The following is a 20743-nucleotide window of genomic DNA, read 5'->3' as shown; positions in this document are numbered from 1 at the left end:
ACATTTGAAATAATCATTAGCGGTAAAATAGCAACCTAATAAGGCTGTTTTTACAGCAAACGTTGCTAAGTACTATTTCGACCTGAACATAAAGTTAGAACCAAATATTATCGCACAGATTTTAATCCGAATTCATCTTAAATCTCTGTTTTTGTTCATTCGGTGACCGTGGTAAGATACGCGCGTTTTTCTAGCTTTATTATTGCTGTATTGGCAGCTAGTAACAGCTAGGTTTGAAGTTTACTATCGAGTTTAAGTAGAGTTAACATTTTCATGAGCGCATCCGGTTTAAATAGTATTGAGAAAAAGGCAGCAATTTCGTTAGCCTCAGTGTTTGGCTTACGTATGTTAGGTCTGTTTATGATCTTGCCTGTGTTCGCCATTTACGGTGAACAACTTATTGGCTATAGCCCAATTTGGATAGGTTTAGCCATTGGTGCTTATGGCTTAACTCAAGCGTTATTACAAATTCCGATGGGAATTTTGTCGGACAAATTTGGACGAAAACCAGTAATATTGACCGGGTTAGTGGTGTTTTTCATTGGTAGTGTTGTTGCAGCAATGTCAGAAACTATCTACGGTGTGGTTATTGGTCGAGCTTTACAAGGTACCGGTGCTATTGCCAGTGCAATACTGGCTTTAGCTGCTGATTTAAGCCGTGAAGAACAGCGACCAAAAGTCATGGCGACTATTGGTATGTTTATTGGTGTTTCATTTACTATTGCGATGATTATTGGTCCTATCGTCGCACAAGCCTTTGGCTTAAGTGGTCTATTTTGGTTTATCGCGATTTTAACCATTTTTGCCATGTTAACAATTCAATTCATCGTACCAAATTCAATTAATACTGCACCCAAAGGTGACAATGTTGCCTTACCGTCGAAGCTTGGCAGCTTAATATTTGATGGGCAATTATCGCGTTTAAATTGGGGCGTATTTATTCTTCATATGGCGCTAACTGCGTGTTTTGTTACCTTGCCAAAACAATTTGTTGCTAGCGGTTTAGCGCTTGAACAACATTGGCAGCTTTATTTACCGACCTTAATTGGCTCATTTTTCTTGATGGTGCCGTTTATGATCATCGGTATGAAAAAGCAAAAAGAGAACCAAATGTTCACCGCTGCCGTTGCTTTACTGACATTAGCCTTGTTATTACTTTGGTATTTACCCATGAGCATCACAACATTAGTGATACTAGTAATGATGTTTTTTACTGCTTTTAATTACTTAGAAGCGACGATGCCTTCAATATTATCCCGTATTGCTCCTGCGGGCGTTAAAGGTAGTGTGATGGGAATATACTCTAGCAGCCAATTTTTAGGGGCGTTTGCTGGTGGTATTTTAGGTGGCTTTATTGCCAGTGAATTTGGCGAACAGTCTATTTTCTTAGTGATGGCACTATTTGGACTGGTTTGGGTGCTGCTCACTTTGGGTATGAAACCATTGAAAAAATCTAAGGCTTATAGTTTTAAAACTAACATTGCTAGTGACGAGAAGGCTCATGAAGTTGCCCAACAACTGAGTGAAATGCCCGGTGTTATTGAAGCAACCATAATGCACGATGAAGCTGTTGCTTATTTAAAAGTTGATGATAAAACTGCTGACTTGGTTAACATTAAAGCGTTATTAAATAGCTAGTTATTTTATATCAGTGATGAAGTCACAAAGGGTTTTTGCACCTATTGATAGTTTGACTTCATCATCTAGTTCTTTACCTAATAACGCTGCCCCCATTGGTGATTTCGGGGTGATCACGGTAATGCTTATTAGCCTGTCTTGCTCTGTTACCTGGCAACGATAACCACCAGCTGCAGGGGCAATAAAAAACCACTGTTGCTTAGCAATATCCTGCTCCATTTGTACTAATGAACTCAATACAACCGTTGTCTGTTCTTCAACTATCTTAAATTGAAAGTCCTCGAAGTTTTTAATCGCTTCACGAATCTCAGCTACACGTCTCGATTGTCCTTCAGCCAAGTAACTTTGCTCAATGGCTAGAGTGTCATATTGCGTTTCTGCAACCGATTGATCATCAGTTGCTGCTTTATGTGCATTATCTGCAGCGGCTAATGCTAGCGTTAACTCTTGCTGTAACTGCGCAACAATTTTAGCAATGATAATGTTTTTGTTGATATTAATAGCGCTTCCCCGCATAGGCACAGGATGTTGAATATAGCGCAGCATACGGAGATTGTAGGGAAAGTAAATCATCATCTTTTAAGGAATAGTGTTTTTCAGCGTAAAAAATCAATCTGACAGGTGTCAAATTAAGCTTGAGTTTTACCAGTAATACAGATACTTTATAACTTACTGGTTCGACCAAAAAAACTGAACTAGCTTTAAATACAACTTATATGACAACCAAAAAGTGACTTATTATGAATGATAACGCTGCCTTTCCACATTTATTAGCTCCATTAGACTTGGGCTTTACTACGCTAGCCAATAGAACCTTAATGGGCTCAATGCACACCGGTTTAGAAGAAGAAAAAGGTGGCTTTGATAAGCTTGCAGCGTTTTATCAGGCTCGTGCAAAGGGTGGTGTTGGCCTAATAGTTACTGGTGGCATTAGCCCGAATACTCGCGGAAGATTAGCGCCATTTGGTTGCGAATTAAGTAAATTTTGGCAAGTAAGTAAGCATCAAAAAATTACCGATGCTGTGCATCAATACCCAACAAAAATTTGTTTGCAGTTACTACATGCGGGCAGATATTCGTATCATCCATTTAGCGTATCTGCGAGTAAGGTTAAATCGCCAATTAACCCATTCACCCCAAAAGCGATGTCAGTTCGCCAAATTAAAGGCACAATTAAAGACTTTGCTCACTCTGCTAAATTAGCGAAAAGAGCGGGTTATGACGGTGTTGAAATCATGGGTTCTGAAGGTTATCTCATTAATCAATTTAGCTGTGTCAAAGTGAACAAAAGAACCGATGAGTGGGGCGGCTGTATTGAAAATAGAATGCGCTTAGCCATTGAAACCATTCGTGCAGTAAGGGCTAGCGCAGGCGATGACTTCATCATCATATTCCGCTTATCCATGCTTGATTTAGTTGAAGGTGGTAACAGTTGGCAAGACGTTGTTACCATGGCGAAAGGCGTTGAAGCAGCAGGTGCAACGTTAATTAATACTGGTATTGGTTGGCATGAAGCACGTGTACCTACTATTTCAACATCAGTGCCACGTGCTGCGTTTACTTGGATCACTGAACGAATGAAGAAAGAAGTTTCTGTGCCATTGGTCACAACTAACCGTATTAATACACCAGAAGTAGCCGAAGGGATCCTGTCAACCGGACAAGCAGACATGGTGTCGATGGCACGACCATTCTTAGCCGATGAGAACTTTGTTGCCAAGGCTGCAGCGAACAAAAGTGACGAAATTAATACCTGTATTGGTTGTAACCAGGCCTGTTTGGACCATGTATTTAAGCAGCAAAGAGCTTCATGCTTAGTGAATCCAACAGCGTGTTATGAAACTGAATTAACCTTTGAGAAAGCTAAAACTAATAAGAAGATAGCGGTAGTAGGAGCAGGCCCAGCCGGACTTGCCTTTAGTGTTTATGCGGCTCAGCGTGGACATAGTGTTGAAATCTTCGACCGCGGTTCTGAAATTGGTGGCCAGTTTAATTATGCTAAACAAATCCCAGGCAAAGAAGAGTTTTTTGAAACACTACGATACTTTAATAAACAAATTTCTTTGCTTAATATTGGCTTGAATTTAAACCAAGAACAAAGTGCTGATGAACTTATTGCCGCTGGTTTTGATGAAATTGTACTAGCAACCGGCATTGTGCCAAGAAAGCTTGATATTAAAGGTATTGAGCATGAAAAAGTGATGTCGTATCTACAAGTTTTACGTGATAAAGAACCCGTAGGTAAGCGTGTTGCCATCATCGGTGCTGGCGGAATTGGTTTTGATGTCGCTGAATTCTTAGTGGAAGATGAGTCATTAACCACTAACCCTGAAAAATGGTTACAAAACTGGGGTGTTGATAAAGACTACCAAGAAAATGGTGGTTTAATTCAACCTAAAATGCAGGAAGAGCCAATTAGAGAAATCTTCTTGTTACAGCGTAAAAATACTAAGGTTGGTGCCGGTTTAGGTAAAACTACGGGTTGGATACATCGTGCGACATTGCAGAAAAATGGCGTGCAAATGCTGGCAGGTGTTAGCTACGATGAAGTGAACGATGAAGGTTTAGTTATCACCATTGATGATAAACAGCAAACCCTGCCCGTTGACCATGTCATTATTTGTGCTGGACAAGAGTCTGAGCGCACTTTATATCAACAACTTGAAGACAAAGGCACACAAGCACATCTTATTGGTGGTGCTAACGTAGCGTCTGAGTTAGATGCTAAAAGAGCAATAAGACAAGCGGCTGAGTTAGCGGCGAAGATCTAAATATAGATAATGCCATGATTACCTGGCGGTGCAATGTTGGTAGCTGTCGGGTAAATACTAGTCTTTAGCTATGCTTAAAAAATCGGGGGTAAAACTACCGTAAATTAAATTGAAATAATCATTAACTTATCGTGGTCAGATGATATGCTTATTAAAGCATATTGTTGATACTAAAATAGATGAGAGTGACTATGACGCTAATATTCAAACCCGCGATTGCAATTTCAAACTCGTTGAGGTTTAAAGCTAAATTTTCTTTATTAGCCTTGATGTTTTATGCCCCACTTATTGTCAGCTTTATTTGGATTGTAAATCAACAGTTTCATGATCTAGACCAATACCAGCAAGAACTATCCGGTAATGCTCAAATAGCTGCGGTGACCAAACTCGAACAATTAGCTGGAGAGAGTCGCTTAAATTTCTCTAATATGAGCAACGTTGCAGAACAAATTAATGCCTTACAAATACCCGTACAAGATCAACAAATTTTACTCGAAGGTTGGCAAGCGCTAGAAACCGGTAAAATGCAGTTCAGTGATTTCGCAATGTTTTATGATAAAACTTTTGCTTTGCGAGAAAATTTATCGGCGGTTAGTGGTTTATCTCGCGAACCCGATCCGCAAGCTTTCTATCTTGCAGAAGCTGCAGTGATTAGAGTGCCAGCATTAGTTGAATATATCGGCCGTATTAAAGATTTAACTTTTTCTATTATAGGTAATGACGGTTTTAGTGCTGAAACCTATACCCTACTGGTTGCTTTAGATAATCGACTTGATGAGTTGCAATTACAATACGCAAAAACCAATGAACAATTAAAGCGTGTTGCACCTAATATGTTTAATGACTATATCAGCCAATATGAAGCCATCACGACGGCATTGGACGACTTTCAAGCGGCATTACGTCGAGAAGTGATAAACCCAGACAGCATTCAATGGAGTGCAAATCAAGCAAGAAGTTTAGGTGATGCTCAGTATCAAAAATTACTGGCGTTAATGACCACATCAGAACAGCTGCTGATTAAACGTATTCAAAAATTAAAAAGTAGCAGTACGCAAGTGCTGTGGTCACTGTCAGTAATGCTGGTCATCATTATGTTGGCAATTAGTTACTTATTAGTCGGTATTTATCATTCGTTGAGTCAAAACGTTAAGAAAATAAACTTAGCCGCAGAGCGATTGGGTAATGGTGATTTCTCGCAAGAAATTGTTAGTGAATCTAAAGATGAGTTAGGTGATATTGCTCAACGATTTAGTCAAATGCAGCGTAAAATTCATGATTTGCTTTCGAATGTTGATAACGACGTTTCGGTGTTAAAATTAGCCGCAACTAATATCAACACCTTAACAGAAGCCATGGAGCAAAATATAGCTCAACAACAGCAAGACACGCATCAAGTTGCGAGCTCAATTAACCAAGTAAACGACTCTGTTCAGGTTATTTCGTCCAATACTTCTGGCGCTCAACAGTTAACCGAACAGGCGAGTGTTAATGTTAATCAGGGTGAGCAAGTGATTAACGATACGGCGAATGTGATCACCGAGATATCGACACAAGTTAATTCTTCAGCTGATGTGATTAATGAATTAGCGGTTCACAGTTCAGAAATTGGCACTTTCGTTAATGTTATTCGAGAAATTGCCGACCAAACTAACTTACTCGCACTAAATGCTGCCATAGAAGCTGCCCGTGCCGGCGAACAAGGCCGAGGTTTTGCCGTTGTTGCCGATGAAGTAAGAACTTTAGCGAGTAGAACACAAGATTCGACCAGTGAAATTCAGCGTATTATTGAACAATTACAACTGGGCACAAGTCGCTCTGTTGAAGCAATGAAAAATGGTGTAGAAAAAGCCGAACAAGGTGTTGAAAAAACAGCGCAAGTAGCTGAAACCTTTCAACAAGTAAGCCAGAACGTTAATGAGATAGTGATGGCGACAACTGAAATATCAACAGCGGTTGAGCAACAACGTGATATGGTGGTTGGTATTACGGGAAATACCCACGATATTGCCGAAAGTACGGACAATTTACTACAATCGGCAGAAGATGCGGCAAGTGCGGGGGCGAATATTTCTCAACTCGCGGAAGAACTTGCGGTACAATTGGCACAATTCACTTTGAAGAAATAATTAAACGCGTTAATGAATAATAATAAATTTTACTTTGCCTGTATTTTTAAGGCTGTTCGCTAAGATGGCGACATTTAAATCCTCTACCGGGCTTGCTGTTCAAGATATTGAAATAGCGGCCTCAGCGGCTGACTTTAAACAGTTACTCTTGACTGAAATTTCACAAGCAACATCACGTATTTATATTTCTGCGCTTTATATCCAAGATGATGAAGCCGGACGTGAAATACTCTCAGCAATATATCAAGCGAAAGCAAGACATAGCGAATTAGATATTCGGCTGTTTGTTGATTTTCATCGCGCACAGCGTGGTTTAATCGGCCAGAAAGAGCACGGTGGCAACCGTGATTACTATCTCGAGCTTGAACAGCAGCATCAAGTGTCGATTGAAATTTATGGTGTGCCCGTTAAGCGTAAAGAATTACTGGGTGTTTTGCATTTAAAGGGTATGGTAATTGATAACGTACTGCTTTATTCAGGTGCAAGTATTAATGACGTTTATTTACAGCAAGCGGATCGTTATCGTCTTGACCGCTACTACCGTCTACAAAGCCAAGCATTAGCTGATAATTTTTGTGATTATTTTCAACGTTATTTTGTTGACTCAAAACTTGCTCCTAGGCTGAATCAAGCAGGTTTGCCTGATAAACCAACGCTCAAACGTAATATTATTCGTTTAACTAAATTGCTGAAAAACTCTAAATACCGTGAACTTCCATATAGTGAACCTGCTGACATTCAAGCTGCTATGTTTGTTGGGTGTGGCCGTAGAGGTAATCAACTCAATCGTGTGATCCAAGATTTAGTCAAAAGTAGTCGAAATTCATTAGTAATTTTTACTCCTTATTTTAATTTACCTAAACCATTATTACGTAATTTAGATGCGGCACTGAAACGCGGCGTAAAAGTGACACTGACTGTTGGTGATAAGAAAGCTAATGACTTTTACAATGCTAATGAAGAAACTTTTTCAACGGTTGAAATAGTACCTTATATTTATGAGCGTCTATTGGTAGCATTTTTATCACGACGTCAAAAATATTTAGATAATGGTCAACTAACGTTAAGACTGTGGGAAGACGGCTCAAACAGTTTTCATCTCAAAGGGCTAGTAGTTGATAACCGCTACCACATGTTGACGGGAAGTAACTTAAACCCTCGGGCCTGGGCATTAGATATTGAAAACGGTATTTTATTGGATGATCGACAAGGCTTACTACTGGAGAAGTTTACTGAAGAGTTGCAACGCATAACTGCGCATACGAAAGTCATCAGTAACCCGTCACAAATAGAGGGGATTAATAGCTATCCAGATAAACCGAGAAAACTACTGAAAAAGATTAAAATGACACAAATAGATCGATTGTTAAAACGCTTTCTTTAAAATTTATTTTCTTCAATCTACTACTTTAAAAGCATAATGTCTTCATTATGCTTTTTTATGTTTAGGACGAACGGTATGTCATGATGCCACGTGTAGCATTGAATAGTGATGCTTTGCTCAAGCAATAATTGTAAATTTAACCTGCTGTATAAATTTGCTTTGCGGGGTTAAAGCTTACCCAAGAAGTCAAAACATATTTACTTGAAGAAATAGGTATATTTCCTCGATGTGTATGGGTGAAACCACATGGAGCTATTATCATAGTGCCAGCTTTAGGTTTAATGCTTTTATTTTGATAGAAAAAGTCTGTTTCTCCACCTTCTTCAACATCATTTAAATAAATCAAAAATAATAAAACCCGGTGTAATGCTTTATTTTCGCCTAATTGTGGAAATATTTCAGAGTGCCAATATCCATAATTTCCTTTTCCTTGTTCGTAACGTTGAGCATTAACAGGAGCTAAATTAAACAGGTAACGTACCAAATTAAATAAATTTGGCTTTCCTATTTCTTCAAAATTATCCGCAGTCAATACGACGGGTTCTTTGGTTTTTGGGTGTTGGACGGTAAGTGAAATACCACTAATTAAGCTAAAAAAGTATTTACCAATATAATCAGTAATGTTTTCACCACAAGTTTGAAGTATGGTTTGAAGGGCTGGTTGAAAATCAGCATGCTGATTTAAGTAAATATCTTGGCTAAGCTTTTTAGTCGTGTCGACACCACCACCAGTTATTCCTGGAACTTTATGCTTGCTGTTGTCAAAGTCCAGAATAAACTTTTTGCAAAACTCTGGACTCAGTGCATTTGGATATACTTCAATGAAATCGGTCATGGTTCTAGTATCTTTTGATTTTATTATTAATATGGCTCAAGCATACAACAAAGCGTTATGAATTTAATTACCTTATAATTAAATATCTGTAGAATGCTTGGTAAATTTCCGTTTATTAAAGAGTTCTTATGTTTAGCGAAGTGATAACAGCTCGATTTAGCGATACTGACGCACTTGGGCACATCAACAATACAATGGTGCCTGTTTGGTTTGAAGGGGCACGAGACCCTGTTTTTAAATGGTTTATGCCAGAGTTAAACCTTAACGAATGGCGCCTGATTTTGGCAAAAATTGATGTTAATTTTCATGCACAAATTTATTATGGTAAAGAAATAACCTTACGTACCTACATTAGCAGAATTGGAGGCTCATCTTTCGATGTTTATCAAGAATTATGGCAGAACGATATTAAATGTGCGTCAGGCACCGCGGTGATGGTGCATTTTTGTTATGAAAATCAGAGTTCTTTAAAAATACCATCTAACGTAGAAAATGAAATGAAAAAGCACATCTTTATTACTGAATAGAAGTGGATTTTTTGTCGATAAAATATTTTAGAAAAAGCAGGTAAATCTAGCGTAATTTTTTACCTGTAGTGGTAGAATCCCTTATCGTTATTAAAAATAAATACTCTGAGCAAGTTGTCGCTTGGAGTAATGTTAAATCAGTAGAGCATTGCTTTACTGCAATTATAGGATTTTGTTCATGGCTGGTGTCAATAAAGTAATTATTTTAGGTAACTTAGGGAAAGATCCTGAAGTTCGTTTCATGCCTAACGGTGGTGGTGTTGCTAACCTCACTATTGCAACTTCTGAAAGTTGGAAAGATAAGCAAACGGGTGAACAAAAAGAAAAAACTGAATGGCACCGTGTGGTTATGTTCGGTAAGTTAGCTGAAATAGCGGGTGAATACTTAAAGAAAGGCTCTAAAGTTTACATTGAAGGCGCCTTGCAAACTCGTAAGTGGCAAAATGCCCAGGGCCAAGATCAATATACAACTGAAATTGTTGTACAAGGTTTTAACGGCACAATGCAAATGCTAGATTCACGTGGTGGTAGTGGTGCTCAAGCAGGTGGTGGCTTCCAGCAGCAACAAGCGGCTCCACAGCAATCTGGTGGCTTCCAGCAGCAACAAGCGGCTCCACAGCAAGCTTATAATAAACCAGCACAGCAATCTGGTGGCTTCCAACAGCAACAAGGTGGTGGTTTTCAGCAACAGTCTGCTCCACAGCAAGGCGGTGGCTTCCAACAGCAACCTGCTCAACAACAAGGTGGTGGTTTTCAGCAACAGTCTGCTCCACAGCAAGGCGGTGGCTTCCAACAGCAGTCTGCACCTAAGGTAAACCCACAAGAACCAACTATCGACTTTGATGATGATATACCGTTCTAGCCCTTACTAAAGAGTATTATTTGTTAAAAAAAGGTGAGCTCATGCTCGCCTTTTTCGTTTTAAAACAAAAAATTTAGAAGGGAGGAAAGTTAGCTAAGTAATATTAGGTTTTTACCTGCTTGTAATGCTCTAGTGTAGATTATTTAAAATGAGTTTGAATTATACACTGTACTATATCTTTGTCTGATACTTATGCTCCCTTATTAATTGAATTTTGAATTAATTCAGCTAATTTTTTTATTGCCTTTTCTTCCGATGCTAAGCACTCGAAAGAAGAGTTGATTCGGAAACAATGATCAAACTTTTCACTCGCCGAGAACATCTTTCCAGGTGAAATACTAATATTTTCTTTTAAAGCTTGATGATATAAATCTATAGAACTCATATGTTTCGGCAACTCAACCCATAAAAAATACCCACCTTCTGAATAATTTACATTGACACTAGATGGGAGATAAGTGCTTAGTATCTGCCAGGTCGTAAACTTCCTCTGTTCTAGTATTCTTCGCATTTGACGTAAATGCTTTTCATAATTTCGAGTAGAAAGGTATTTAGCTAGGGCAAGTTGAATCGGAGCGCTAGCTGACAATGTGCTCATTAATTGGAGCTTTTGAATCGGCAGTGCCATTTTTCCTGCAGCTACCCAACCAATGCGGAATCCGGCGACAAGTGTTTTAGAAAAAGATGAGCAATGCATTGTCATCCCTTGCTGATCGAAAGCTTTTGCGGGCAATGGTTTTTTGCTACCAAAATATAGCTCGCTATATACATCATCTTCAATCAGGTAGACATTATACTCAGCCAATAGCTCAATCAAACGACCTTTTTTTTCATTTGATAGCGTGCACCCTAAAGGATTTTGATGATTAGTCATCAGCCAACAAGCCTTTACAGAATGCGACTGAAGTGCCTTTTCTAATGAATCGAGATCAATTCCATTTCTCGGATGAGCTCTAACAGACAGGGCTCTTAAGTTGAGCCTTTGAAGAGACTGTAGTGATCCGTAAAAGGTTGGAGATTCCACTACAACCCAATCACCAGGCTGAGTTACTGCTTGAAGGCTCAAATTTAATGCTTCTAATGCGCCAGCAGTAATAACAATTTCATCTGGATGAACATTCATTCCTTGAGCAGCATAACGCTTAGAAATAATTTGACGTAAATCTTTGTTTCCTGGAGGGAGATTATCTAAAGCACTTGATGTTGGCATCGTGCTCGCAGCCGCCATAAGAGCTCTATTTACCTGCAAGCGAGGGTATAACTTTGGATCAGGGTAAACTGAGCCAAAGTCGATAATATTCGGTGTTCTGCTCGCTTGCAAAACATCAAAAATTAAATTATTAATATCAACATTTTCAGTGGTATGAATTGCTGCATCTGAACTATTGTGCTCTGAATTGGCGTATTGAATTTTTGGTGCAACAAAATACCCTGAACGGGCATGAGAAACTATCCATCCTTGGCTTTCTAATATTTGATAAGCGTGCAGCACCGTCATTAGACTCATGCTTGAAATTTCAACTTGCTTGCGTAATGAAGGTAGCTTATCGCCGACATTCCAAATTTCATTTTGAATTTGGTGTTTAACTTTTTCTACTAGAAGGTCATATTTTGCCAATGAAATAACACCTTTAAATTTTTCCATCGATTTATGGACTATAGCATGGCAATGATCTGTTATACCTAAAAATTACATTTCTGTATCTATTATAAAAACTGTTTCTTTTTATAATACCTCCACTTTCTAGTTGAATTGATAATATTATTTAATAGGAAATCTTTATGGGCGATTTAAAAGTTGTGGCGCTACGAACAATTAAATTAATGGATCTCACTAGCTTAAATGATAATGACAGCGATGAGACAATAATCGAGCTGTGCAAAAGTGCTAATACAGTGGTAGGTAATACAACCGCTGTATGTATCTACCCGCGATTTATTCCTTTGGCAAAAAAGCAGTTACGCTTGCAAGGTACGCCCGATATTCGAGTTGTCACAGTGGTTAACTTCCCTCATGGAAATGATGATATTGATATTGCAGTTGCGGAAACAAAAGCTGCTCTTATATACGGGGCAGATGAAGTTGATGTCACATTTCCATATCGTGCGTTAATAGCGGGAAATGAAAATGTTGGCTTTGAAATGATTAAGCAGTGCAAAGCCACCTGCGGTAATAATTTCCTTAAAGTTATTATTGAATCAGGAGAGCTAAAAACTGAAGCCTTGATCAAGAAAGCGACTGAAATATCAATTAAGGCCGGCGCTGATATGATCAAAACATCTACGGGTAAGGTGCTTATTAATGCAACTCCTGATGCTATCAAGACGATGTTATCAGTGATAAAAAAAGTGGGAGCTGAAAATTCTGTTGGCTTTAAGGTGTCTGGCGGTGTAAACACCGTTGAAGATGCAAAAGCATATTTTATGATGGCTGATAGCATTTTTGGTACTAAATGGACGAATAACAATATGCACTGTCGTTTCGGGGCTTCGAGCTTACTTATTAATCTGCTTCATACTTTAGACAAAGATATTGACTAAAAGTAGTCAGGAGAAGTAGTGCTTTTCCTATTGCTTCTGCATAAGGCAATAAAAATGAATAAAATTATTGAAAGCAGTTTTATTAAATACAGCGTAGCGATCCTAACTAATGAGTTATGTAAATTAAGTCATATGTTGATATCGCTATCATTTAAAATTAAAGGGTCTTCACATGTCGAACTTTGAATTAAAACACAAGAATGCTTCTAAATTCTCGGAGCACGTTGCATATAAAATAACGCAATGTCTCAAGTTTCTTTTAAACATTTTTTATGGAAAAAAATACGCCAAACGAGCAGTAATTTTAGAAACTATCGCCGCGGTACCTGGGATGGTGGCGGGGATGTTTAACCATTTAAAAGCACTACGTCGAATGAAAGATGATGATGGGTGGATACGTGAGTTATTGGATGAGGCAGAAAATGAAAGAATGCACCTGATGATATTTTTAGACATTGCTAAGCCTAGTTGGATTGAACGATCGCTAGTCTTGTTGGGGCAAGGTGTTTTCATTTTTGTATATGGCTTAATTTATGTGCTGTCTTCTAAGATTGCACATCGTGTAGTGGGATACTTTGAAGAGGAGGCCTGTAAAAGTTATACCGAATATCTGAATAAAATTGATGAAGGTGAAGTTGAAAACGTTATAGCCCCAAAAATGGCCATTGATTATTACAAGTTGCCGTCAGATGCAATGTTACGAGACGTAATTTTAAGAATTCGCGATGATGAAGCTAAGCATCGCGATCGCAATCACTTATTTGCTGATGCATATGAAAGTAAAAACTTGCCTGCGCATCAGCATTAATCTTGAAGCTATAAACAGTAGCTGTATAACACCATCCCTTTGTCCTACCGCTACTAGGACTATAAAAGGGTTACTTTTAATTTTAGTTAATTTAATAGATTAGCGAGATATTGATGAGATATCTATATCCATCACTATTAGGTTTGATTTATATCACTTAAATTTTTTATTAATTATATATGCTATCGATATCGTATTGGGCGGTTGCCTGAGAACGGTATATGGTTCTATAGGCAACAACTTCTTGATGATAGCTTTAATTATATTGTAGTTTTAGCTAACACCATGTTGATGGCATTTGGGGTGAACATAGCCTTTCTAAGTTATCTTAACTAAATAGTATTGATGCTGAGTTTAGCGTTACATTGAGTAAGGTTGATATGAATAACGAATATCCAAGTAAATCATTAGGTATTTTTCCTCGTTCTTGGAGTGAAGAAAGTGCTGGTAGAATTCCCGGAAACATTCCGATTTGGGTCGGCATTTTATCTGAGTTAACCGAATTTGCGATATTCTTTGTCGCTTACTTTATTGCCAAGTACCATTATCCCGAAGTGTTTGCAACAGGCCCACAAGGCTTGAGCACTAGTTTAGGTGTCGCAAATACCATCATTTTATTATCGAGTAGTTATTTTATGGCAAAAGCTATGATGAATATTCGACTCGATGACCGTATAAAATGTGAACGTTATTTATGGTTAGCGGTTAGTTGCGGTGCATTCTATCTTATTATTAAAACGTGGGAGTTCTATTGGAATAATCTACAAGGATTGAGCACTAGTACTAATGAGTTTTACACGGTTTACTACTATATGACCTTTAACCATTTTTTACACGTAGGCTGGGCATCTTGCGCTATTTTGTGGGTGATATTTCGTTTACGCGCTGGAGAATATTCTGCGGCTGAGCACAGTGGCCTTGAAGCGCTTGCAGTTTATTGGCACATGATTGATTTAATGTGGATTTTAATCTTCCCATTACTTTACGTGTTACGTTAGAGGCTAATATGAAACAATTTAAAAAATTAGAATGGTTTTGGGCAATACTGATATTCATTACACTGTTTAACACCTTTTTGGGTGAACAGTTTGAGTCGACAGCGTTAGTTAGCATTATTGTTGCTTTAACGGTAATGTATAAAGGCATCACTGTTATTGATCATTTTATGGAATTAAAACATGCTAATAGAAATTTACGCTGGTTAATGCGAATGTATTTAATTTTATTTCCATCGTTAATTATTGCTACGGTTTTTTTCTAGCGTAAAGTTTAACCATAGGATTGAGATTTATTCGTTGTATAGCCAAACAATTTACAGGCTAATGTTAACTATTTTGGCTATCAATATAATAATTTAAACAATCAAAGTAAGGTGGTGAATAGTGAATTTACAAGCAAAGATTCAAAGTAAAGAACAAATCAAAGAAGCTTCTGTTATCGCCTTGTGGTCGATACTTAACTTAACTTTTTTGCCGGTGCTAGCGTTTATTGCATTATTGTTGAAACTGAATAAGTGTAATGCTAATAGTTTGTCTGAGTATCACCTAAAATTCGCAATTAAACTTAATTTAATTGCGGCAGGCGCGTTGATAGCTGTTAGTGTTTTGATGATACTTCTAGGTGGTTTTAACTCAGGTTGGACTTGGGTATTTGTTATCACCTATTTCGTACTGGTACACACTATTTTTATTGTGCTTGCAGTATGGGCGTTGATTCGGTCATGGTCAGGAAATAAGGTCTTTAAACAGTAAACTTTGTGAGTTAAGTGCTAGTAATATATTCAACCCCGGTTCTGTATGAGCAGCACTTACTCAAATTTTCCTTTCTACCTATTCCTAGTGGTAAACGTTGACAAATACTCTCTATTTAAAAACGTTTTGCCGTTAATGATACCTATGATGACGTTAAGCTTGCTATATTTCTTTTTATTCAAGATTTAACATTATAGCTTTATTACCTAATTAGGCTTAATTATATAATTTTTAGATGATTTATGTGAGACATAGTAGAGCAGTAAACTTGTGTTTATGGTATTGGAATAACTAAAGCGAGAGGTGAGTAAACAGGTGAAGCACTAAGTTAGTTTAGTTCTCAACCATGATTTTGCCGCTTCTGTTGAGTCAAAATTTTGGTTTATCAAGTGAGCTTGATCATATACCTTTTTAAAAGTACTTTGTGTAATTTGCGCAGCATTGCTTAATTCAGAGTTCAGGGCTAGTGCCTTGGTTGGACCTCGTTTGACCAGATTGAGATGATAATTTAAACCGTCTTGCGTGGCGAATGAGTCACCTCGTAACACCAGTAATATGGCAAAATTATGGAAATCGACATCACGTAAAATAATTTCTGATAATTCACGGTGCATTTGTTGAAAAAACTCCAAATTCCATGGGCCCGTCGCATCAATGGTAATGATGTTATCATCAACAGTATAACTGCATTTTCCGTGAGGAATAAATTCTGCTTTCAAATAATAACCTAACTCGATATATTTTTACTCTACTGTTTAATTAATAACTTTTTTAAGCCAACCTGTAAAGAGGGTGGAGGAATTTAAAGTAGTTATTGAGCAACTTCTTAGATATAACATGTTGCCAAAATAGCGCTGAGTCTGCAGATTAATCTTCATTGCCTAGTTTACTAATTCATGCCGACATCAGTTAATGCTTAACTATTCAATTCTTGGATCATTATTTAGTATGCGTTTAGTGAGTTAATTACCATGTAGGAATAAATATTTGGCAATAAAAAAGCTCCCGAAGGAGCTAATTCATATTAAATATCTTGATATGGCGAAGCTTAGTAATAGGTGTCTTCTTTGTTGTGTGCCTGAGGATCGTCAACTATCTCTTCAAACCCAACTTCAAAACTATTATTGTTATCAGTATTTGCCATATAAATAGTACGGGTTGAACCGTCTATCCAAGTAACGGTGCCGCTACCTTTTTTACTACCGCATTTCATACCAATATGAATATCGTTAAATTCCATTGCTTCCTCCTCAGTTGTTGTCGACTATCGAATCTGTTATCCAATAAAGCAAACTACATATACTTAGAAACTCACCACCTTAAATAGTTCAAATATTATGCATTAAGTGTGCTTTTTTTCGACTAGGACAGTTTATTATAAAGAGAAAATTATTCAAATCTAGTGATTTTTATGGATTAACACTGACACCCAAAACGACTTGCTTGCTAGCCCCTGTTACTGCAGGGATGTTGCCAAAAATATTTTTATCAAAAGCCAGTGCTAACCAAGCAAAAGCCATTGCTTCTAATGAATCACTATTTATTTTTTTTGTATGAGTATTCATAACTGAATGCTTGCTAAGCTTTTGATTTAATAATGAAACCAAGTGACTATTTTCAACACCACCACCACAAAGATATACGTCAGATTTCGTACTTAGTCGACCAATTTCATTGGCAATTGTTTCTGCTGTTAGGGCGGTTAATGTTGCTTGAATATCAGCAGATGACAGTGACGAGTTTTCTATAAAACTGGTTAACCATTGACGGTTAAAATACTCTCGACCAGTACTTTTTGGCGCGGCTTGCTTGAAATATTTATCATCTAGCATTTCTTGTAGTAAAGAAGTTGAAATATCGCCTGATTTTGCCCAAGTACCATTTTCATCATACCGAGCATTATGATGCTTTGAAAACCAATAATCCATTAAAGCATTGCCGGGGCCGGTATCAAAACCAGTGGTTTGCTCGATAGCGTTTCTAGGTAAAAAGGTAATGTTAGCGATACCACCAATATTAACAACAAATACGTCTTTTTCGGCTGAGCCAAAAATAGCTTGATGAAATGCAGGTACTAATGGCGCACCTTGGCCACCGAGAGCTATGTCTTTAGTACGAAAATCACCAATGACACGAATGCCAGTCAATACTGCTAAGGTTTGTAAACAGCCTATTTGTAAGGTGAATGGTGCAGTAATATCAGCATTTTTCACTGGACGATGGCGAATTGTTTGGCCATGACAACCGATGGCTGTGATGTCACCAGGTTTGAGTTGTTGCTGAATTAAAAACTGGCTAATTGCCTTGGCAAACTTCTGCGCTAGTTCGACATGTAAGCTACCAGCACGATCAATTTCATTATCGCTTGGGTTATATAGCTCAGTAATTTTGCCATGGGTTACATCATTATAGGCTTGATAATAACTGGCAGTTAATTTTGCACCGTTGGCATGTTCAGCTTCAATTGGGTCAAACTCAACAAGGGCAAGATCGATGCCGTCAGCGCTAGTACCAGACATTAGGCCAATATAACGTAGCTTTTCGTTATTTCTAGTCAGCATTGATGCTACTTTCCTGCATAGAGACTAATGCTTGACGAGAACCTGATAATTCAGTCAGGCGCTGTGCAGCAACTGCCTTAAAGGCTTTTCGATATTTCGAACTAATTGGTTTGGCATCCGGTAGCTTAACCGTTCTAGGGTTGCGGTGGACGCCATTAAGTAAGAACTCATAATGTAAATGTGGCGCTTGTGACATACCCGTTGAGCCGACATAACCAATCACTTGTCCTTGCTTAACACGCTGACCTTTTTTCACTGCACGTTTAGAAAAATGTAGGTACTTGGTTACTATACCATTGCCATGCTGAATAAAAACGTAGTTGCCGTTGTATTTGTTATAGGTGGCGTGAGTAACTTTGCCATTACCTGCCGCGACAACTGGTGTGCCTCTTTTCGCGCGGTAATCGGTACCGTTATGAGGTCTCACTCTTTTTTGAATCGGATGAAAACGTTTTGGATTAAAGTTAGAGCTAATATATCTAAAGCTCACTGGTGCACGTAAAAATGCCTTTCTCATACTTTTGCCATCTGGAGAGTAGTACTCATCATCAGTAAATCGAATAGCCTGAAAGTTATCTCCTTGGTTGACAAATTCAGCCGCCAATATTTTACCGGTACCGATGAAATCGCCTTCAATATATTTTTTCTCAAAAATGACATTAAAGCTGTCACCTTTGCGAATGTCTAAGGCGAAATCGATATCCCAGCCAAAGACATTAGCTAGGTTGATAATTTGCCCGTCATTTAAACCGGCGGAAGAGGCGGCATTCCAAAAATTAGATTTAATAATGCCTTGGGAAAAAGCTTCACGTATTTCAATGCTCTTGCTTTCTTTATGGGAATGATATTGCTGGCCCCGTAAATTGACGAATAAGGTTTCCGCTTTTGATATTGGATATTCCAACGAAACAAGCGTGCCGCTATTGTCTTTACCGATGCGTAGAATATCGCCGACATTGAGTTTTTTCAATAACTTGCTTTCTTGGCCCTTAGCCGTGATCACTTTATGCGTTGTGGTAGCATTTAAATCATTGCGTTTGAATATTTTTGCTAAAGAATCACCACTTCTGACTTTCACCGACTGCCAATTCAATTGCGCTGCATTTTCATCAATGTCATTGACTTTATGTTTGGCAACAGCGCTTTCATTACTTTGGTTAATGGTGACAGGCGTTAGCTGTTTAGCGGGTAACTGAATATTTGCTTTTACCGTCGATTTACTGTCTTGTTCTGGCATCGCTACTTGGTATCTTTGCCCGGCTTTAAATTCGCCATTTGCGTTAGAGTTAAGTTGATTAGTGCCTTTTAACGGCACCATCAATAAAAATAACACCGCAGCAGCACAGGAAATGATAATTATTTGGTGCTGTTTTGGTAAGGCAAAATATAAATTTTTTATATTTTTCAAAAAGCTAAGACCTATAGATGAGAGTTTATTACAACAATTAACGTTTACTATAACAAAATAATATCAACTGAAACAATGATAGGGTTTTCACCGCAGTTGAATTTGCAGTAGAATTCGGCCATTAAATGTTATTACCCCCTTGTTTGGAGCCTAGTAAATGTCAGATGTAAGCCAAGCGTTTTTAGAATTAAAACGTGGTGCGGAAGAAATTCTGCTAGAAGATGAGTTGTTGGAAAAGCTAAAAAAAGGCAAACCGTTAAAAATTAAAGCGGGTTTTGATCCAACAGCACCAGATTTGCACCTTGGACATACCGTACTGATTAATAAGCTACGTCAGTTCCAACAGCAAGGACATGAAGTTATTTTCTTAATTGGTGACTTCACGGGCATGATTGGTGACCCAACCGGTAAAAACGTTACCCGTAAGCCGCTAACAAAAGAAGACGTGCTGTCAAATGCTGAAACTTATAAAGAACAAGTATTCAAAATTCTAGATCCAGCAAAAACAACGGTAGCTTTTAACTCAACGTGGATGGAAAAGTTAGGCTCTGCTGGCATGCTGAAATTAGCCTCACGCCAAACTGTTGCTCGTATGATGGAACGTGATGATTTTAAAAAGCGTTATGCTGGCGGCCAAGCGATTGCCATTCATGAGTTTATGTACCCGTTGGTGCAAGGCTGGGATTCAGTGGCATTAGAAGCTGATGTTGAGTTAGGCGGTACCGATCAAAAATTTAATTTATTAATGGGCCGTGAACTGCAAAAATCTGAAGGTCAACGTCCACAAACAGTATTGATGATGCCATTATTAGAAGGTTTAGACGGCGTTCAGAAAATGTCTAAGTCGTTGAATAATTATATCGGTATCACTGATGCACCAAACGAGATGTTTGGAAAAATAATGTCAATTTCTGATGTATTAATGTGGCGCTACTATGAGTTATTAAGCTTTAAACCTATTGAAGTGATCAATGATTACAAAGCACAAATTGCTGCGGGCTCAAATCCACGTGATGTGAAAATTGATTTGGCAAAAGAATTGATTGAGCGTTTTCATGATGCAGCTGCAGCGGAAGCGGCTCACCAAGAGTTTATTAATCGTTTTCAAAAAGGTGCATTGCCAGATGATATGCCTGAAATGGATGTTGTTACTGAAAACGGTGAAATTGCCATTGCCAATTTATTAAAAGAAGCCGGTTTAGTCACCAGCACTTCTGACGCTATGCGTATGATAAAGCAAGGTGCGGCAAAAATTGAAGGTGAGAAAATTACTGATAATAAATTAGTGATTAGCGCTGGTGCTACTGCTGTTTATCAAGTAGGTAAACGTAAATTTGCTAAAATCACTGTTAAATAGGGTTATTTATTAACTGATAATCCACATTTTAGCTTCGCTTTCTTACGAAGAATGACACATTAAAGGCCAGTAATTATTACTGGCCTTTTTTTATAATATTTTTTTATAACAAACAATGATAAATAACAAATTAACAATAAGCCTTAAGGGGCCAAATTAAAAAATGATTAT

Annotated in this window: 19 protein-coding genes; 12 read left to right on the top strand and 7 right to left on the bottom strand. The window is 38.0% G+C overall.

Going from position 1 to position 20743, the window contains the following annotated elements; all coding sequences use genetic code 11:
• Positions 1-273 precede the first annotated feature (273 nt).
• Complete coding sequence (locus B7C41_RS09445) at positions 274-1638, top strand: MFS transporter (RefSeq protein WP_085298522.1); 1365 nt, start codon at positions 274-276, stop codon at positions 1636-1638.
• Here B7C41_RS09445 and B7C41_RS09440 read toward each other — a convergent pair whose 3' ends face one another.
• Entirely contained in the window at positions 1639-2184 is a 546-nt protein-coding gene (locus B7C41_RS09440; RefSeq protein ID WP_235839671.1) for a GreA/GreB family elongation factor, read from the bottom strand.
• Positions 2185-2378: 194 nt separating this feature from the next.
• Between B7C41_RS09440 and B7C41_RS09435 the strand changes: the two genes are divergently transcribed.
• The 3 genes from B7C41_RS09435 (at position 2379) to pssA (ending at position 7922) form a co-directional block, all read left to right on the top strand.
• Complete coding sequence (locus B7C41_RS09435; RefSeq protein ID WP_085298521.1) at positions 2379-4409, top strand: NADPH-dependent 2,4-dienoyl-CoA reductase; 2031 nt, start codon at positions 2379-2381, stop codon at positions 4407-4409.
• A 191-nt stretch (positions 4410-4600) separates the two neighbouring features.
• A complete protein-coding gene (locus tag B7C41_RS09430; RefSeq protein ID WP_158089108.1) occupies positions 4601-6538 on the top strand; it encodes a methyl-accepting chemotaxis protein in 1938 nt (645 codons plus the stop codon).
• 64 nt (positions 6539-6602) lie between these two features.
• Positions 6603-7922, top strand: coding sequence for a CDP-diacylglycerol--serine O-phosphatidyltransferase (pssA, locus tag B7C41_RS09425; RefSeq protein WP_085298519.1), 1320 nt, complete (start codon positions 6603-6605; stop codon positions 7920-7922).
• Between the two features lie 136 nt (positions 7923-8058).
• Here pssA and B7C41_RS09420 read toward each other — a convergent pair whose 3' ends face one another.
• Positions 8059-8757 (bottom strand): 2OG-Fe(II) oxygenase, encoded by a 699-nt coding sequence (locus B7C41_RS09420; protein ID WP_085298518.1) that lies wholly within the window; start codon positions 8755-8757, stop codon positions 8059-8061.
• A 128-nt stretch (positions 8758-8885) separates the two neighbouring features.
• Here B7C41_RS09420 and B7C41_RS09415 point away from each other — a divergent pair, with 128 nt between their 5' ends.
• Positions 8886-9284, top strand: a complete 399-nt coding sequence (locus tag B7C41_RS09415; RefSeq protein WP_085298517.1) for an acyl-CoA thioesterase — start codon at positions 8886-8888, stop codon at positions 9282-9284.
• 178 nt (positions 9285-9462) lie between these two features.
• Positions 9463-10146 carry a single-stranded DNA-binding protein gene (ssb, locus tag B7C41_RS09410; RefSeq protein WP_085298516.1) on the top strand — a complete coding sequence of 228 codons (684 nt, stop codon included), beginning with the start codon at positions 9463-9465 and terminating at the stop codon, positions 10144-10146.
• Positions 10147-10336: 190 nt separating this feature from the next.
• On the opposite strand, the gene B7C41_RS09405 is transcribed toward ssb, so the two are convergent.
• The gene (locus B7C41_RS09405) at positions 10337-11764 is read right to left on the bottom strand and encodes an aminotransferase-like domain-containing protein (protein WP_085298731.1); all 1428 of its coding nucleotides are present in this window, start codon (positions 11762-11764) and stop codon (positions 10337-10339) included.
• A 164-nt stretch (positions 11765-11928) separates the two neighbouring features.
• Between B7C41_RS09405 and deoC the strand changes: the two genes are divergently transcribed.
• From deoC to B7C41_RS09380, 5 genes are all read left to right on the top strand, one after another.
• Positions 11929-12687, top strand: a complete 759-nt coding sequence (gene deoC / locus B7C41_RS09400) for a deoxyribose-phosphate aldolase (protein WP_085298515.1) — start codon at positions 11929-11931, stop codon at positions 12685-12687.
• 172 nt (positions 12688-12859) lie between these two features.
• Positions 12860-13495 (top strand): alternative oxidase, encoded by a 636-nt coding sequence (locus B7C41_RS09395; protein WP_085298514.1) that lies wholly within the window; start codon positions 12860-12862, stop codon positions 13493-13495.
• Positions 13496-13875: 380 nt separating this feature from the next.
• Positions 13876-14493: a cytochrome c oxidase subunit 3 family protein gene (locus tag B7C41_RS09390; RefSeq protein WP_085298513.1), complete on the top strand. Its 618-nt coding sequence runs from the start codon at positions 13876-13878 to the stop codon at positions 14491-14493.
• An 8-nt stretch (positions 14494-14501) separates the two neighbouring features.
• Entirely contained in the window at positions 14502-14756 is a 255-nt protein-coding gene (locus tag B7C41_RS09385; protein WP_085298512.1) for a cytochrome C oxidase subunit IV family protein, read from the top strand.
• A 121-nt stretch (positions 14757-14877) separates the two neighbouring features.
• Complete coding sequence (locus B7C41_RS09380; RefSeq protein WP_235839669.1) at positions 14878-15246, top strand: sulfite exporter TauE/SafE family protein; 369 nt, start codon at positions 14878-14880, stop codon at positions 15244-15246.
• 323 nt (positions 15247-15569) lie between these two features.
• On the opposite strand, the gene B7C41_RS09375 is transcribed toward B7C41_RS09380, so the two are convergent.
• The 4 genes from B7C41_RS09375 to B7C41_RS09360 form a co-directional block, all read right to left on the bottom strand.
• On the bottom strand, positions 15570-15965 hold the full coding sequence (locus B7C41_RS09375; RefSeq protein WP_085298511.1) for a hypothetical protein: 396 nt from the start codon (positions 15963-15965) through the stop codon (positions 15570-15572).
• A 329-nt stretch (positions 15966-16294) separates the two neighbouring features.
• Positions 16295-16486 (bottom strand): hypothetical protein, encoded by a 192-nt coding sequence (locus B7C41_RS09370; protein ID WP_085298510.1) that lies wholly within the window; start codon positions 16484-16486, stop codon positions 16295-16297.
• A gap of 169 nt (positions 16487-16655) precedes the next feature.
• Positions 16656-17807: an anhydro-N-acetylmuramic acid kinase gene (locus tag B7C41_RS09365; RefSeq protein WP_085298509.1), complete on the bottom strand. Its 1152-nt coding sequence runs from the start codon at positions 17805-17807 to the stop codon at positions 16656-16658.
• On the bottom strand, positions 17797-19215 hold the full coding sequence (locus tag B7C41_RS09360; protein WP_235839668.1) for a peptidoglycan DD-metalloendopeptidase family protein: 1419 nt from the start codon (positions 19213-19215) through the stop codon (positions 17797-17799). The genes B7C41_RS09365 and B7C41_RS09360 overlap by 11 nt, the downstream gene beginning before the upstream one ends.
• A gap of 157 nt (positions 19216-19372) precedes the next feature.
• Here B7C41_RS09360 and tyrS point away from each other — a divergent pair, with 157 nt between their 5' ends.
• Positions 19373-20572, top strand: coding sequence for a tyrosine--tRNA ligase (tyrS, locus tag B7C41_RS09355; RefSeq protein WP_085298507.1), 1200 nt, complete (start codon positions 19373-19375; stop codon positions 20570-20572).
• Positions 20573-20743 lie beyond the last annotated feature (171 nt).

Source organism: Cognaticolwellia mytili (assembly GCF_002104475.1).
Taxonomy (GTDB): domain Bacteria; phylum Pseudomonadota; class Gammaproteobacteria; order Enterobacterales; family Alteromonadaceae; genus Cognaticolwellia; species Cognaticolwellia mytili.
The sequence above is the reverse complement of the archived record's forward strand: the minus strand, read 5'-3'. Positions and strand labels throughout refer to the sequence as shown.

Bases quoted from the DNA above. Each gene is read 5' to 3' on its own strand.
- B7C41_RS09445 (WP_085298522.1), top strand. From the start codon at position 274: ATGAGCGCATCCGGTTTAAATAGTATTGAGAAAAAGGCAGCAATTTCG.
- B7C41_RS09440 (WP_235839671.1), bottom strand. From the start codon at position 2,184: ATGCTGCGCTATATTCAACATCCTGTGCCTATGCGGGGAAGCGCTATT.
- B7C41_RS09435 (WP_085298521.1), top strand. From the start codon at position 2,379: ATGAATGATAACGCTGCCTTTCCACATTTATTAGCTCCATTAGACTTG.
- B7C41_RS09430 (WP_158089108.1), top strand. From the start codon at position 4,601: ATGACGCTAATATTCAAACCCGCGATTGCAATTTCAAACTCGTTGAGG.
- pssA (WP_085298519.1), top strand. From the start codon at position 6,603: ATGGCGACATTTAAATCCTCTACCGGGCTTGCTGTTCAAGATATTGAA.
- B7C41_RS09420 (WP_085298518.1), bottom strand. From the start codon at position 8,757: ATGACCGATTTCATTGAAGTATATCCAAATGCACTGAGTCCAGAGTTT.
- B7C41_RS09415 (WP_085298517.1), top strand. From the start codon at position 8,886: ATGTTTAGCGAAGTGATAACAGCTCGATTTAGCGATACTGACGCACTT.
- ssb (WP_085298516.1), top strand. From the start codon at position 9,463: ATGGCTGGTGTCAATAAAGTAATTATTTTAGGTAACTTAGGGAAAGAT.
- deoC (WP_085298515.1), top strand. From the start codon at position 11,929: ATGGGCGATTTAAAAGTTGTGGCGCTACGAACAATTAAATTAATGGAT.
- B7C41_RS09395 (WP_085298514.1), top strand. From the start codon at position 12,860: ATGTCGAACTTTGAATTAAAACACAAGAATGCTTCTAAATTCTCGGAG.
- B7C41_RS09390 (WP_085298513.1), top strand. From the start codon at position 13,876: ATGAATAACGAATATCCAAGTAAATCATTAGGTATTTTTCCTCGTTCT.
- B7C41_RS09385 (WP_085298512.1), top strand. From the start codon at position 14,502: ATGAAACAATTTAAAAAATTAGAATGGTTTTGGGCAATACTGATATTC.
- B7C41_RS09370 (WP_085298510.1), bottom strand. From the start codon at position 16,486: ATGGAATTTAACGATATTCATATTGGTATGAAATGCGGTAGTAAAAAA.
- B7C41_RS09365 (WP_085298509.1), bottom strand. From the start codon at position 17,807: ATGCTGACTAGAAATAACGAAAAGCTACGTTATATTGGCCTAATGTCT.
- tyrS (WP_085298507.1), top strand. From the start codon at position 19,373: ATGTCAGATGTAAGCCAAGCGTTTTTAGAATTAAAACGTGGTGCGGAA.